General features: G+C 36.5%; 16 protein-coding genes. 13 read left to right on the forward strand and 3 right to left on the reverse strand.

The window, feature by feature from the left end:
- Positions 1-123: 123 nt before the first annotated feature.
- Positions 124-447: a DUF960 domain-containing protein gene (locus IGJ66_RS00810; RefSeq protein WP_067483392.1), complete on the reverse strand. Its 324-nt coding sequence runs from the start codon at positions 445-447 to the stop codon at positions 124-126.
- A gap of 560 nt (positions 448-1,007) precedes the next feature.
- Complete coding sequence (locus IGJ66_RS00815) at positions 1,008-1,619, reverse strand: 50S ribosomal protein L25/general stress protein Ctc (protein WP_368027170.1); 612 nt, start codon at positions 1,617-1,619, stop codon at positions 1,008-1,010.
- Between the two features lie 319 nt (positions 1,620-1,938).
- On the opposite strand from IGJ66_RS00815, the gene IGJ66_RS00820 reads away from it, so the two are divergent.
- The 11 genes from IGJ66_RS00820 (at position 1,939) to IGJ66_RS00870 (ending at position 11,200) form a co-directional block, all read left to right on the forward strand.
- Positions 1,939-2,655: a 16S rRNA pseudouridine(516) synthase gene (locus IGJ66_RS00820; RefSeq protein ID WP_430616683.1), complete on the forward strand. Its 717-nt coding sequence runs from the start codon at positions 1,939-1,941 to the stop codon at positions 2,653-2,655.
- A gap of 17 nt (positions 2,656-2,672) precedes the next feature.
- Entirely contained in the window at positions 2,673-3,368 is a 696-nt protein-coding gene (locus tag IGJ66_RS00825; RefSeq protein WP_271026961.1) for a YjjG family noncanonical pyrimidine nucleotidase, read from the forward strand.
- Positions 3,369-3,452: 84 nt separating this feature from the next.
- Positions 3,453-4,082: a uridine kinase gene (gene udk, locus IGJ66_RS00830; protein ID WP_067483384.1), complete on the forward strand. Its 630-nt coding sequence runs from the start codon at positions 3,453-3,455 to the stop codon at positions 4,080-4,082.
- A gap of 151 nt (positions 4,083-4,233) precedes the next feature.
- Positions 4,234-4,833, forward strand: a complete 600-nt coding sequence (locus IGJ66_RS00835; RefSeq protein WP_075491322.1) for a TVP38/TMEM64 family protein — start codon at positions 4,234-4,236, stop codon at positions 4,831-4,833.
- A gap of 55 nt (positions 4,834-4,888) precedes the next feature.
- A complete protein-coding gene (locus IGJ66_RS00840) occupies positions 4,889-5,383 on the forward strand; it encodes a GNAT family N-acetyltransferase (protein ID WP_071868727.1) in 495 nt (164 codons plus the stop codon).
- 332 nt (positions 5,384-5,715) lie between these two features.
- Complete coding sequence (locus IGJ66_RS00845) at positions 5,716-7,089, forward strand: hypothetical protein (RefSeq protein ID WP_218658031.1); 1,374 nt, start codon at positions 5,716-5,718, stop codon at positions 7,087-7,089.
- Positions 7,073-7,522 carry a YaiI/YqxD family protein gene (locus IGJ66_RS00850; RefSeq protein ID WP_430616684.1) on the forward strand — a complete coding sequence of 150 codons (450 nt, stop codon included), beginning with the start codon at positions 7,073-7,075 and terminating at the stop codon, positions 7,520-7,522. The genes IGJ66_RS00845 and IGJ66_RS00850 overlap by 17 nt, the downstream gene beginning before the upstream one ends.
- Before the next feature lie 260 nt (positions 7,523-7,782).
- The gene (locus tag IGJ66_RS00855; protein ID WP_067483374.1) at positions 7,783-8,859 is read left to right on the forward strand and encodes a D-alanine--D-alanine ligase; all 1,077 of its coding nucleotides are present in this window, start codon (positions 7,783-7,785) and stop codon (positions 8,857-8,859) included.
- Between the two features lie 117 nt (positions 8,860-8,976).
- On the forward strand, positions 8,977-10,326 hold the full coding sequence (locus tag IGJ66_RS00860) for a UDP-N-acetylmuramoyl-tripeptide--D-alanyl-D-alanine ligase (protein ID WP_075491324.1): 1,350 nt from the start codon (positions 8,977-8,979) through the stop codon (positions 10,324-10,326).
- A 137-nt stretch (positions 10,327-10,463) separates the two neighbouring features.
- Positions 10,464-10,937 (forward strand): DUF2975 domain-containing protein, encoded by a 474-nt coding sequence (locus IGJ66_RS00865; RefSeq protein WP_067483370.1) that lies wholly within the window; start codon positions 10,464-10,466, stop codon positions 10,935-10,937.
- Positions 10,938-10,990: 53 nt separating this feature from the next.
- The gene (locus IGJ66_RS00870) at positions 10,991-11,200 is read left to right on the forward strand and encodes a helix-turn-helix domain-containing protein (protein ID WP_067483366.1); all 210 of its coding nucleotides are present in this window, start codon (positions 10,991-10,993) and stop codon (positions 11,198-11,200) included.
- 37 nt (positions 11,201-11,237) lie between these two features.
- Here IGJ66_RS00870 and IGJ66_RS00875 read toward each other — a convergent pair whose 3' ends face one another.
- Positions 11,238-11,528: a hypothetical protein gene (locus IGJ66_RS00875; protein WP_075491326.1), complete on the reverse strand. Its 291-nt coding sequence runs from the start codon at positions 11,526-11,528 to the stop codon at positions 11,238-11,240.
- Positions 11,529-11,966: 438 nt separating this feature from the next.
- Here IGJ66_RS00875 and cshA point away from each other — a divergent pair, with 438 nt between their 5' ends.
- Together cshA and acpS are read left to right on the forward strand one after the other, a co-directional pair.
- Positions 11,967-13,481, forward strand: coding sequence for a degradosome RNA helicase CshA (gene cshA / locus IGJ66_RS00880; RefSeq protein ID WP_067483362.1), 1,515 nt, complete (start codon positions 11,967-11,969; stop codon positions 13,479-13,481).
- A gap of 129 nt (positions 13,482-13,610) precedes the next feature.
- The gene (gene acpS / locus IGJ66_RS00885) at positions 13,611-13,961 is read left to right on the forward strand and encodes a holo-ACP synthase (protein ID WP_067483359.1); all 351 of its coding nucleotides are present in this window, start codon (positions 13,611-13,613) and stop codon (positions 13,959-13,961) included.
- Positions 13,962-13,972 lie beyond the last annotated feature (11 nt).

Genomic DNA, 13,972 nt, shown 5'->3' on the forward strand with positions numbered 1-13,972 from the left:
TAGTATAGAGTTTTTATCGTGGAAATACTATAAAAAATTCGTGAAAATAAAAAAAGCTAAGGCTTGGAATTTTCTCCAAGTTCTCAGCTTTCTTTTTTCATTAAAACCTAAACTATTTTTAGACTAGTATTGTTTGATTTCGCTAGGTAAAAGAATCGTTTCTCTTGTACCATCATCATAAGCATAAACTTGTGTAGGAAACTGACTAGAATATGCAAAAGGCAAATCAATGTCCATCTCAACAGAACTTCCTGGTTGAGAAAAGTGCATAGTTACTTTTCCATGGTTGTTAACAATATCAAAGGCAAGGATATTGTCTAACGGAATAACTCCTTTGAGGTCTAAGTCAATAATAAACCAGATACTGTCGATCAATTCACCGGGCATACTCGATACTACACCGACAGAGGCATAACGATTGCGTTCGCTGTCAAAACTTTCAAACATCTGTTTAACCTCCTTTGTTTCTTCAATCCTTCTATTAAATAGTATAAGACAAATTGAAAAAACTTGCTTTTGTGAGGATTTATTCTAATAAAGATTAGTTAAAAATGCAACAATAAGTAGTCAGTTTGTCTTAAAGGATGTTTTTTTTAATGATTTTTAAAAAAGTAGAGGAGGTCGGACGTGTTACGTCGACCTCCTCCGAAATGTGTGTATTGTTCAAAGTAATCTTCAAAATAAGTCTAAATTTCACAAAAATTTGAGAAGTGATTTCTGGAAATTTATTTTTATTTATTGGAGTTGAACATTTCTTTTATAACCTTTTTCCCGGTGTTTTCCAAGTAGCTTCTTCGGCAACAAGTCCTCTTTTCATAAAAATATGAAAAATTATTTTTAGAAAAGCATCCTTATTGCTTGAAGCTAATCGCTTGGAACCACAATTTTATGCACGGTGTTCCCCAAACAACTCCTCGAGCTAGCTTGCATTCACTTCAAAATATGAAAAGCTATTTTGAGTGATTACTCACTAGCTTGTCGGAGCTGGCCGTTTGGAGCCACAACCTTTATTCTTCAGTTGAACCAATTACTTCTGGTTCGCTTGCTTCAGCTGGTTCAGCTTCTTCTTCCACTTGTGCTTCGATAACTGCTGCAATTTGTTCTTCTCCATCAGTAATCACTGCGTAGTCTTTGTTTGCAGGAAGGTCAGCAACTGTAATTGAGTCACCGATATTCAAATCAGTTACATCAACTTCGATGCGTTCTGGTAATTTATCTGGTGTAGCTGAAACAATTACTGTATACAAGTTTTGAGCTAATACACCACCAGATTTAACACCAGCAGATTCACCCACAAGAACAACTTCTGTTTCAACTTCGGTATCTTCTGTCATGTTGACAGATAAAAATTCAACGTGTTCAAAATGATTGTTGAATGTATTTGTTTGAACTTTATGAACTAAAGTGTTCACTTTTTTGCCGTCAACGTCCATGGTAATAACTGTGTTAGCACCATTTTCACGCAACATTTTGCTGAAAATTTGTCCATCAAATGAAATAGGGGTACTTTCCATTTGGTAGCCATAAACCACTGCAGGCACCTTTCCTTCGTGACGCAATTGATTTCTTAATGAACGGGGACGTACTGCTCTTTTACTTACTTCTAATGATACTGACATAACCTAAATTCCTCCTTAAAATGTGATTGTCTTAGGTCATAAGACAAGTTTTATTTAAGTGAATTTGCATGGCTAATCTCTTGCACATTATTGGGTTGTGCGTTTGAAAAACGCAAAAAGACAGATGCGTACATCTGTCTAAGGAAAGTTATGATTCAACTTTTCTCCACCAGGTCATTACGCTGTGTATGAGAAATCCGATTCACTTTACCTCTTAACCGTAGCGCGAATCAAAAGTTAAGTCAAGGGATAAGGTGTTTGTTCATTTGCAAGCGACTGATTTCAAGTTATAATGCTTTTTAGTAAGAAAGGAACTTGTATGCGATTAGATAAATTGATTGAGAAAGAATTACAAACAACGAGAAAAGAAATGAAACGCTTGTTTACGACGAAAAAAGTCAAGGTAGACGGCGTAGTCGAATTTCAAGAAAATCGGAATGTCGATAGTTTATTGCACGAAATTGAAGTAGCGGGCGAGCGATTGCAAACAAATGAAGTGTATTATCTTTTGAATAAACCAAGTGGTGTCGTAACTGCTGTGAAAGATCCAAATAAGGTAACAGTCATCGACTTGATTGCATCGGCAGATCAACAACCGTCACTTTATCCTGTTGGCAGGCTAGATCGAGACACGACAGGATTATTACTGCTGACATCCAATGGTCAACTGGGTTATGAATTACTTTTGCCTGATAAAAAAGTAGAAAAAACATATCAGGTTACGGTAAATGCTAAATTAGGTGTAGAAGATATTCGTGCTTTTGCTTCAGGAATTCGTTTTGCAGATGGAACAAAGTGTCAACCAGCGACATTAACAATTAGTTGTGTTACTTCAAAAGGAAGTCAGGCATTCCTGACGATTCAAGAAGGAAAATTTCACCAAGTGAAGAAAATGTTTTTGGCGCAAGGGAAAAAGGTGAGTGCATTGACCCGAATTTCAATGGGCCCTTTGACGTTAGATGAACAATTAGCACCAGGCGCTTACCGTGCGCTGACATTGACTGAGCTACGACAACTGAGCAATTATTTTAAATGAGAGAGGAAGTCAATCAAATGAAATATACCACTTTATTATTTGATGTAGATGATACTTTATTGGATTTTCAAAAAACAGAAGAACGTGCGCTCAATGAATTATTCGCTGAACAAGGCATTATGCTTACGCCAGAAGTAAAAACGAGTTATAAAGCATTGAACCATCATCTATGGCAAGAATTTGAAAAGGGAAACATGACGAGAGAAGAAGTAACAGGAAATCGTTTTGGCTTGTTGTTCCAACAATTTGGTCAAACGGTGGATGGTCCTCAAATGGAAGCAAGATATCGTCATTATTTGAATCAAGGTCATGATTTAGTAGCAGGCAGTCGAGAGCTGATTCATTCTTTGGCACCAAAAGCGGATCTTTATATTGTAACGAATGGCGTCTCACAAACGCAGTATCAACGTTTAACGGATGCTGAATTATTGCCTTATTTCAAAAAAATTTTTGTTTCTGAAGATGTAGGCGCACAAAAACCGATGAAAGAATTTTTTGATTATGTGTTTGATCGAATTCCAGAGTTGGATCGAGAAAAAACTGTAATTATTGGTGATTCACTAACCTCAGATATCCAAGGAGGTAATCAAGCTGGGATTGATACGATTTGGTTCAATAAAAATCAATTACCAGAAAGCGAGAAGATCACACCGACTTACCGAATTGATTCGTTAGCTGAAATTTATACTATTTTAGAGAATGGAAATGAATAATTTTCAGAAAAATCGTAGCATTTTCATATTTTTCCGCTATAATAGATAGGAATGAAAAATAGGATATGAAAGAGGTTTTAGTTAATGACAAAAAGCAAGCCAATTATCATTGGTGTGACGGGCGGATCAGGAAGTGGCAAAACGAGCGTCAGTCGTGCGATTTTTAGTAATTTCCCAGACCACTCGATCATGATGCTTGAACAAGATTCGTATTATAAAGATCAAAGTCATCTTAGTTTTGAAGAACGATTGAACACGAACTATGATCACCCATTTGCTTTTGATAACGACTTACTAATTGAGCATGTCGAAAAATTATTGAATTATGAAGCCATTGAAAAACCCGTGTACGACTACGTAGAACATACTAGAAGTCAAGTAACGATTGTTGAAGAGCCAAAAGAAGTCATTATTCTTGAAGGAATTTTGATTTTGGAAGATGAACGTTTACGTGAGTTGATGGATATAAAATTGTATGTTGATACGGATGATGACATTCGCATTATTCGCCGCATCAAACGAGACATGGAAGAACGAGGCCGCACGTTGGATTCTGTTATTGAACAATATTTAACGGTAGTGAAACCGATGTATCATCAATTCATTGAACCTACTAAACGGTATGCGGATATTATTGTTCCAGAAGGTGGCGAAAACCACGTAGCAATTGATTTAATCAATACAAAAGTAGCTAGCTTCTTAAACCATAATTAAGTAAGACTTTTTAATACACAGCAGTTGACTGAATCAACATTTCCGGTTGGGTTTTGACTAGAAGATTCAGCAGCTGCTTTTTTCTGTGGAACTTTTTTCTAAAAACGTAGGTATAGGAAAAAACAAAATTTAAAAGAGATGGAGACCTGCTATGGAAAATTATCGATCAACGATTCGGCGAATCTTTCAAATTTTACCTATAATTGGTTTTAGCTTATTTTTCATACTTGCCATCTATGCGTATCGCCATGGAATTTTTCAATCAACGGATTCGTTGCAAGTATTTATTCAACAATTTGGTCAATATGCGGTATTGATTTTTATTTTGTTACAGATTATCCAAGTAATCATTCCCATTTTGCCTGGTGGTATTTCATCTGTTGTAGGGATGCTGATGTTTGGCACTGGGTGGGGCTTAGTTTATAGCTACATTGGATTAGTAATCGGTGAAGCACTTGGCTTTTTACTTGTGCGTTACTACGGCGTAAGCTTCGTTCAATTGATTTTATCACCAAAAAAATATCAAAAATTTGATCAATTATTGACTGCACATACCCAAAACATCCGCCGTTTTTTGATTTGGACGTTGATTTTACCTTTTGCACCAGACGATCTCGTTTGCTTAGTAGCCGGCTTAACAAAAATGTCTTTTCGTGAATACATGCGAATTATTTTGATTTTAAAGCCGTGGTCAGTGGGAATATATGGACTTATGATGCTTTATTTATTTAGAAAAGCACAAGGTTTGTAGCATTTGTTTTTTCATGGAATAATAGCAACAACCTGTACGGAAAGGAAGTTAGTCAATGTTAGAAAAAAAGCGTGTGACAACAGAAGAAGAGCTTGATCAGCTTTTACCAATCATTCATGATGTTTGGCAAGAAGCGTTTGTGCCAATTATTGGTCAAGCACAAGTGGACTACATGCTAGCCACTTATCAATCAAAAGAACAAATTCAAAAAGAATTAGGCAATGATGTGTATTATTTTTTATTAATAAAAGATGATCAACCTGTTGGATACACAGCCTATGAAAAATTTGAGTCTAGCATTTACTTAAGCAAATTATATTTATTGGCGAGTGTGCGTGGTCAAGGGCTAACTTCAGCCGTTTTCGATTGGTACGAAGAACTTGCCAAAAAAGAAAAAGTCTCCGAAATTTTTTTGCGTGTGAATCAAGATAACCTTCATGCAATAGATGTTTATAAGCATCAAGGCTTTCAGTTGGAGGAAGAATTAATCTCAGATATTGGCGAAGGTTTTCAAATGGTTGACTATAAAATGAAAAAAGAACTCGCATAACAGTGTAACTTGTGATAAAGTAGTCACATGCGACGGGTCGAGAAGGTCTCTGGTTTACAGAGTACCTAATTGATTTTGGAGGCACGCGATGATTTTCATCACCTACCGGATGTAGGCAGTGTCGGGTAAGACTTTTGTGGAGAAGGGCTTATCTACTTGATTATTCAAGTACCAGTTGAGGCACGACATTTTGTCGTGCCTCTTTTTTTTAATCAAGATTATTTTGGGTGTGATCAGAGGTTGATAAGATTGGTTTGTCCACTCTTTAATGATAAACTTGAACTAACTAAAGGTCGACAAACTTGTCATTGACCATTCGAGGAGTTTTGATTATGTTAGACAGACTGAAACAATTTGGTCGTAATTTTACTGAGACAACCCCTTTTATTTTGAGTAATACGGTGATTTTTATTCCGTATCTTTTATTTTTGAGTTTGAATAACGGTTACAATTGGGCAACCGTTTTGCCATTTACTTTGTTTTACACGTTCCGAATGACTGGTTTGTTTTTGATTCGGGGAATTCATGCTGGTTTAGATAGTTACACTTTGCTGATGATCTCACTTTTGGTTGGAGGTGCAGGTTCACTGCTTGGCTTGTTCGGGTTATTGTCGTTCCCTTTGTTTTATCTTTCGGCGATTTGCCTAGGGCTTAGTGCTGCTTGGCTCGTTCCCGCAAATGTCACTGTTAACTTCCATGAAAAACAACAGGGATTCATCAATATTAAAGGTAAAAAATATATTTATGCGTTAATTATGCTGGCACTTCTTTATGAAGTTGTTCGCTTACCAATGCCTTTACAATTAGCAGCAACACTAGGTTTTTATACGTTGCTTTACGTGATGGCTTATCACACAGTCAAACATTACCCACGTTATGAGTTAGATTTTAAAGACGTGCAAAGAAATTTGATTGAAAAAAAGGAATTAATTTTATTTTTTGGCTTTTTTATTTCTCTTTTTTTGTTGCGAACTGCGCGACTATTGATGGATACGGTATTATTTGATGTTGCTCTTTTCAGTATCTTATTGTTGTATATTTTGATTACGTTCTACTTAAGCCGAAAGAAGCAGACATGGGTATTACCTAGTTGGCTGAATTTATTGACGTTTTTAGATGGAATGCTTGGCAATTTTTTATTTTTATTCGGCACTTTTTATCTAGGAATCATTGCTGGCTTTAATCAATTAGCTACGACGCTCTATTTTCCATATATCGTTGGGCTGATTTTGGCAAAGATAGTCAGACCAGTTGTAACAAAAAAATTACCTGAAGATTATTCGATTGCTAGTTATTGCTTAGGACTACTTGTTTCATTTGGCGTATTATTTAGCCCCAATGCTTTCTCAATTGGCATCCTTTTACTGAGTTTGGTACATACGTTACTTGGTAGTCACTTAAATCAATTGTATGAGCAGTTGGAAGAAATTTCGCCAGATCAACGTTTAATCGTGAAGTATACGACGCAAAATAAAGGGAGTTTGACCCATCAATTTTTCTTGATGGGTGTCCTACTTTTCTTAACGAAACAGTTGGGGCAGCCTATTCGTTTCTTACTACGAATGACAGGTACCATGAGGCAATCTGCTGAAAGTATTCAACTAGTAGAGCAGGCAAAGTGGTTTAACCTAAGTGTGCTGATTCTGCTGACAGTTATTGTTTATTATTTATGGAAGGAAGCGAAAAAGAATGCGACTATTCATTGATGGAGATGGTTCACCAGTCAAAGATGATGCGATTCAAGTAGCACGAGCTTTTAATCTAGAAGTCGTAATTGTAACGAGCGTGGATCACTATACGACGAAAGAATATCCGGAAAATGTGCGCTTTGTTTATGTTGATCGTGGTGCAGACAGTGCAGATTATAAAATTGTTGGCTTAATCCATGCAGGAGACTTTTTAGTGACACAAGATTATGGATTGGCTTCTCTAGTATTAGCTAAAGGTGTTCGTGTATTTCACCAAACAGGTAAAGAGTTTGATGAAACAAATATAGATACTTTATTAGAACAACGTTATCACAGTAGCAAATTAAGGAAGGCGGGTCTGCGAACAAAAGGACCAAAACCATTTACGCAAAAAGAACATGAAGCTTTTTTGTCCGCGTTAACTAATGCAATGAAAGAGCTACGCAAATAAAAATTTCTTTTTTGTACGATTTTTTTTAATGTTAATTGAATAAAATAAAAAAGATCAAGTTGAAAGATTACTTGGTCTTTTTCTTTTGCTTTAAGCAAGGAAGAAAAGAAAAAATTTTTTCAAAGGAGTTTACCGTGAAAAAAAGTTGTGAATGATTTTTGTCGCACTTTTTTACAAATAAGTTGGTCGATTATTTTCATTTTGTGCTAAAATATGGAGGTAAATCACTGAATGATTTGAAAATACAGGAGGACAATCTTTTGAAGATTACTTTACTATATGGTGGACGTAGTGCAGAACACGACGTATCTATTCTTTCGGCGTTTTCTGTTTTAAATGCCATTTATTACGCATATTATCAAGTTCAACTCGTTTTTATTAGCAAAGATGGACAGTGGGTCAAGGGCCCATTATTAACAGAAAAACCTGATAACAAAGAATTATTACATTTGACATGGGATCCAAGTGGAAAAGTAACAGAAGGATTCACTGGGAAAGTCATTAACCCAGGTGAAATCAAAGAAGAAGGAACAATCGTTTTTCCAGTCCTTCATGGTCCGAATGGAGAAGATGGAACGATTCAAGGATTTTTGGAAACGTTAAATCTGCCTTATGTTGGTGCAGGCGTACTGACAAGTGCTTGTGCAATGGATAAAATTATGACGAAGTACATTTTACAGGCTGCGGGTGTTCCACAAGTTCCTTATGTACCCGTATTAAAAAATCAATGGAAAGAAAATCCGAAAAAGATTTTTGATCAATGTGAAGGTTCCCTGTTGTATCCAATGTTTGTTAAACCAGCAAATATGGGTTCAAGTGTTGGAATTACAAAGGCTGAAAATCGTGAAGAGCTTCAAAATGCGTTGGAAACAGCTTATCAATTTGATTCTCGTGCAATCGTTGAACAAGGAATTGAAGCGCGTGAAATTGAAGTAGCTGTTTTAGGTAATGAAGATGTGCGAACAACTTTACCTGGAGAAATCGTGAAAGATGTTGCTTTTTATGACTATGATGCAAAATACATTGATAATAAAATAGAAATGAAAATTCCTGCTGAAGTACCTGAAGAAGTACATCAAAAAGCACAGGAATATGCAAAATTGGCTTACACAATGCTTGGTGGAAGTGGCTTAAGCCGTTGTGACTTCTTCTTGACAAGTAAAAATGAGTTGTTCTTAAACGAATTAAACTCAATGCCGGGATTCACTGAATTCAGTATGTATCCTTTATTATGGGAAAACATGGGATTAAAATATGGTGACTTAATTGAAGAACTGATTCAATTAGGAATGAACCGCTATGAACAAAGACAAGGCTTTTTTGAAGCACACGAATAAAAAAGAAGGGGTGTGACAATGATTGTCGCAACCCCTTTTTATGAATAGACAGGCATTTCAGAAAGGAGTAACTGGTTTGTTTTTTCTGGAGTGACCTCTTCTGAGGAGAGAAAATACATGAAGGTAACAAGTCAAGAAATTGCAGAGGCACTTTCAAGTCATTGCGAGAAGAGCGTTGAAATCACAAATGTTGAATTTGATAGTCGAAAAGTCACTGAAGGTAGTTTGTTCGTACCACTTGCGGGTGCGCGTGATGGCCATGAGTTTATTCAACAAGCCATTGAAAATGGAGCAACAGCCACTTTCTGGAGTTGGGACATGGCTCAAGCACCTACAGAAATTTCAGTGATTCCAGTCGAAGACACGTTGAAGGCAATGCAGGCACTTTCAAAATATTATTTAGCAAAAGTTGGCGCAGAAGTAATTGCAGTTACAGGAAGTAACGGAAAAACAACAACGAAAGATTTGACCGCTTCCGTTTTAGCACAACGATATCGGACGTATAAAACGCAAGGAAACTATAACAACAATATTGGTTTACCGTACACTATTTTGCATATGCCGGAAGAAACAGAAAAATTGGTCTTAGAAATGGGAATGGATCATGCTAATGAGATCACGGAGTTATCTCAAATGGCACAGCCAAAAGTTGCTGCAATCACTATGATTGGAGAAGCCCATATTGAAAATCTTGGTTCTCGTGAAGGGATTGCAAAAGCAAAAATGGAAATCGTTGATGGTTTGTCGAAGAAAGGTCTATTGATCATTCCAGCGAATGAGCCATTATTGAAACCACTAAGTCAGAATTTGTCACAAGAAGTAACAACATTTGGGCTTTCTGAGGGTGACGTGCGAGGCGAGGTAACAAGGGAAGAAAAAACAGCTACGACATTTACAGTTGCAGGCGAATCATTCACGATACCTTTACCAGGAAGTTACAATGTAACGAATGCGTTGATTGCTTATACCGTTGGTCGCTTCTTTGGTTTATCCATTGAAGAAATTCGTCAAGGCTTTGCGACAGTTGCAATAACGCAAAATCGAACGGAATGGTTAACAGCTGGAAATGGAGCAGCGATTTTGAGCGATGTTTATAATGCAAATCCAACAGCGATGGGATTAGTCTTAGAAACTTTCCAAAAATTACCAACGAATGGTCGCCGTTTTGCGGTTCTTGCTGACATGTTAGAACTTGGTCCGGACTCTCCAACAATGCATGCCCAAATGAGTGAGCATATCGATCCTGATAAATTCGCGGGAATCTTTTTATATGGTAGTCAAATGGAAAATTTACGTGATGCCCTACAAGTAAGTGGTGAACTACCTGTTTTTTATTTTGAAAAGGATAAGCAAGCTTTAATTCAAGAAATTGAAACACAATTGGAAGCAGAAGACAGTATTGTTTTAAAAGGAAGTAATGGAATGGGCTTGTATGAAGTAGTTGAAAGATTACAAAAGCTCAACTAAATTTAGTAATAGCAAGGGTACGAGAAATCGTACTCTTTTTTGTTTAAAATTTTATTGTTTTTCAATATGTACATATTGTTTTGCGATATAGAGAACGTTATACTATTTTTATCTTAAAGGTAGGGGAGATTGTATTTATGAAACCAAAAACAACTTTTTTAAAATTTATTTTAGCAGGTTTAGTGGCATTTATTCTGTTTCTCAGCTTTTTACTAACCATGGGACTACTGTTTTCAATCAATGAGCATTCCGTGTTTCCAGAGCAAGTACTTGCCAGCATCTCACTTTATTTGTCAGCGATTGCTTCCCTTTTAATCATTTATTACATGTATCGAATGTTAGGTTTAGTGGATAATGATCGTGCATTCTCGGCGATGAGCTTGATTTACGTTCGGGCAATTTTTCGTTTAACAATCATGGAATTTATCGTACTTATAGGGACTGTACCTTTTGTTTATTATATTGCAGACAATGATGATGCACCAGGCGTGATGATTATTGGCTTGGGTATGTTGATTATTCCGCTAGCAGTAGCGACCTTCGTTTCGATTATCGAAAAGCTTCTTAAAAATGCAATTGAGTTGAAGTTAGATTATGAGTTGACTATTTAACCAACAGAGAATGAGTATTCGATTTCTTAACCAGACTGAAGGGGTGAACAAAAATGATAAAAGTGAATCTTGATATTATGTTAGTCAAACGTAATATGAGTGTTACAGAATTGGCTGAGCGTGTCGGAATCACCCAAGCAAACATGTCCATTTTAAAAACAGGTAAAGCAAAAGCAATTCGATTTTCGACACTTGAAAAAATTTGTCAGGTATTGTCATGCCAACCTGCTGACTTATTGGAATATGTTGACGAAACATCGTAGAGATATTGCATGCCAATAAAAAAGCTTCTAGAAAATTCTAGAAGCCTGAGAGATAACCAAATTGGTTCAACAAAAAGATAACTAGCGCAGCTAAATTACCTAGAAAAGATAGAATAATCAGTGCAAAAGGAATCGTCCAAATCGTGTACCAGCCGCCATCATAACTTGGGTGAGAACGTCTACCTTTGTAACTAAGCAAAGGAATTAATGTTAAGCCAAAAAGAATTAATTGGAAAAAAATCGCTAAAGACAATGAATAAGTATGGTTCGTAATAGCAGAGTAATTGAAAAATGTACCAATACCTGTCAAAAGTGCGAGAACTAGCATAAATTAGATCTCCTTTCAGTTTTTTATGAATTATAACAAAAAAAGAAGTAAAGAAGTTTATTTCTCTTGTAGCAGAACTAGTTTTGTAAAAAGATTGTTCTTGCTTGAAATAAAAACTGGAAACTTGCAGAAAACAAGTTACTATGGTAGAATAACCTATTGCCGAAAGATGAAGATAAATTGGACTGACTTTGAATGTCGTTACATCCGGAGATCAGATGTCATAACAATGATAAAGCTGAACGTGACCCGTTTGGCTTTTCTAATGCCTAACTAAACTTCGCAAAGTGATTTTTCGGTGGTGTCACAGCGGCTCTGCGCATAAATAGTTATAGTGGCCACTGTCAAAAAGAGAACGACTTCACTTTGACCGAACAAATCGACGGGGTAGCAAAAAGAAGCTACATCCTCAGTTAACAACCACATAGGAGGATTCATTTGAAATTTAAAGAATTAGAATTATCACCAGAATTATTGAAATCAGTTGAACGTGCTGGTTTTGAAGAAGCAACACCGATCCAATCAGAAACAATTCCTTTAGCATTAGCTGGGAAAGACGTTATTGGTCAAGCACAAACAGGTACTGGTAAAACAGCTGCTTTTGGGCTACCAATGTTAGAAAAAATCGACCCTCAACGCCATGAATTACAAGGTTTAGTTATTTCACCAACACGTGAGTTAGCTATCCAAACACAAGAAGAACTTTATCGTTTAGGTCGCGATAAAAAAATTCGTGTACAAGCTGTTTACGGCGGAGCAGATATCGGTCGTCAAATCCGTGGCTTAAAAGATCGTCCACATATCGTTGTTGGGACACCGGGACGTATGTTAGATCACATTAACCGTCACACATTAAAATTAGGAACTGTTCAAACATTAGTTTTAGATGAAGCAGATGAAATGTTGAACATGGGCTTCTTGGAAGATATTGAAAAAATTATTTCAACTGTTCCAGAAGAACGCCAAACATTATTATTCTCTGCAACAATGCCACCAGCAATCAAAAACATTGGTGTCAAATTCATGAAAAATCCAACACACGTAAAAATCAAAGCAAAAGAAATGACAGCTGATTTGATTGATCAATATTATGTACGTGCAAAAGAATATGAAAAATTTGATATCATGACTCGTTTATTCGATGTTCAAAAACCTGAATTGACGATTGTATTTGGTCGCACAAAACGCCGTGTAGATGAATTAGCTCGTGGATTAGAAGCACGTGGCTATCGCGCAGAAGGAATTCACGGTGATTTATCACAACAAAAACGTATGAGCGTTTTACGTTCATTCAAGAGCGGTCATTTAGATATTTTAGTTGCAACCGATGTAGCTGCCCGTGGATTAGATATCTCTGGTGTGACACATGTTTACAACTACGATATCCCTCAAGATCCAGAAAGCTACGTTCACCGTATTGGACGTACAGGTCGTGCAGGTAAAGGCGGAATGTCAGTTACTTTTGTTACACCAAACGAAATGGGTTACTTACACGTAATTGAAAACTTAACGAAAAAACGTATGACTGCTTTGCGTCCACCAACCGAAAAAGAAGCATTTAAAGGCCAACTAGGCGCTGCTTTTGAAGAAGTTGAAGCAAAACTTGAAGAAAACGGTTTGGACAAATACTTGTCACCAGCAGATAAATTGTTGGAAAAATATTCAGCACAAGATTTGGCTGCACTATTATTAAAAACTGTTGCAAAAGATCCTTCAGATGCAATTCCAGTGAAAATCACACCAGAACGTCCATTACCATCTCAGAAAAAAGGGTTCAATAAAAATGGTAAACGTGGTGGCGGCAATAATCGTAATCGTCGAGGCGAAGGCGGAAATTACCGTGGAAATAAATCTAAAGGCGGATATAACAAAAACAACGGAAATCATAAAGACGGCGGTCGTCGTCAAAACGATAAAAAACGTGGATTTGTAATTCGCTCAAATAACGATTAAAAAACAAATGAAAGCTTCTCTTATTTTAAGAGGAGCTTTCATTTTTGTTATATATAGACTTAATTGTGGTAAATTGGCAGGAATTTGGTAGAATGAGATTGTTCGAAATTTGATGAAGAGAGAAGATAAATGATAAAAGGGATTGGAATCGACGCAGTTGAATTACCAAGGATTGCTAAAATTATTCAAGAAAAAACAAATTTTATTGATCGCGTACTAACAGTCAATGAGATTGAATTGTTTCGTGTATTGCCCTTCCATCGCCAAGTAGAATTTTTAGGTGGGCGTTATGCATGTAAAGAGGCTTTTTCAAAAGCTTGGGGAACAGGAATCGGTAAAGTAACATTTCAAGAAATTGAAATTTTAAAAGATGTGCTCGGTCAGCCTGTTGTCACACAGTCCCCACATCAAGGAACTGTTTGGGTAAGTATCACACACACAGATGAATTGGCTTTTGCACAAATTATTTTGGAAGAATAGAAAGAAGGAAA

It is taken from the genome of Enterococcus sp. DIV0176 (assembly GCF_050528535.1).
Classification (GTDB): Bacteria; Bacillota; Bacilli; order Lactobacillales; family Enterococcaceae; genus Enterococcus_B; species Enterococcus_B thailandicus.

Excerpts from the sequence above, each read along its gene's own strand:
- IGJ66_RS00810 (WP_067483392.1), bottom strand. The coding sequence starts at position 447 with ATGTTTGAAAGTTTTGACAGCGAACGCAATCGTTATGCCTCTGTCGGT.
- IGJ66_RS00815 (WP_368027170.1), bottom strand. The coding sequence starts at position 1,619 with ATGTCAGTATCATTAGAAGTAAGTAAAAGAGCAGTACGTCCCCGTTCA.
- IGJ66_RS00820 (WP_430616683.1), top strand. The coding sequence starts at position 1,939 with ATGCGATTAGATAAATTGATTGAGAAAGAATTACAAACAACGAGAAAA.
- IGJ66_RS00825 (WP_271026961.1), top strand. The coding sequence starts at position 2,673 with ATGAAATATACCACTTTATTATTTGATGTAGATGATACTTTATTGGAT.
- udk (WP_067483384.1), top strand. The coding sequence starts at position 3,453 with ATGACAAAAAGCAAGCCAATTATCATTGGTGTGACGGGCGGATCAGGA.
- IGJ66_RS00835 (WP_075491322.1), top strand. The coding sequence starts at position 4,234 with ATGGAAAATTATCGATCAACGATTCGGCGAATCTTTCAAATTTTACCT.
- IGJ66_RS00840 (WP_071868727.1), top strand. The coding sequence starts at position 4,889 with ATGTTAGAAAAAAAGCGTGTGACAACAGAAGAAGAGCTTGATCAGCTT.
- IGJ66_RS00845 (WP_218658031.1), top strand. The coding sequence starts at position 5,716 with ATGTTAGACAGACTGAAACAATTTGGTCGTAATTTTACTGAGACAACC.
- IGJ66_RS00850 (WP_430616684.1), top strand. The coding sequence starts at position 7,073 with ATGCGACTATTCATTGATGGAGATGGTTCACCAGTCAAAGATGATGCG.
- IGJ66_RS00860 (WP_075491324.1), top strand. The coding sequence starts at position 8,977 with ATGAAGGTAACAAGTCAAGAAATTGCAGAGGCACTTTCAAGTCATTGC.
- IGJ66_RS00865 (WP_067483370.1), top strand. The coding sequence starts at position 10,464 with ATGAAACCAAAAACAACTTTTTTAAAATTTATTTTAGCAGGTTTAGTG.
- IGJ66_RS00870 (WP_067483366.1), top strand. The coding sequence starts at position 10,991 with ATGATAAAAGTGAATCTTGATATTATGTTAGTCAAACGTAATATGAGT.
- IGJ66_RS00875 (WP_075491326.1), bottom strand. The coding sequence starts at position 11,528 with ATGCTAGTTCTCGCACTTTTGACAGGTATTGGTACATTTTTCAATTAC.
- acpS (WP_067483359.1), top strand. The coding sequence starts at position 13,611 with ATGATAAAAGGGATTGGAATCGACGCAGTTGAATTACCAAGGATTGCT.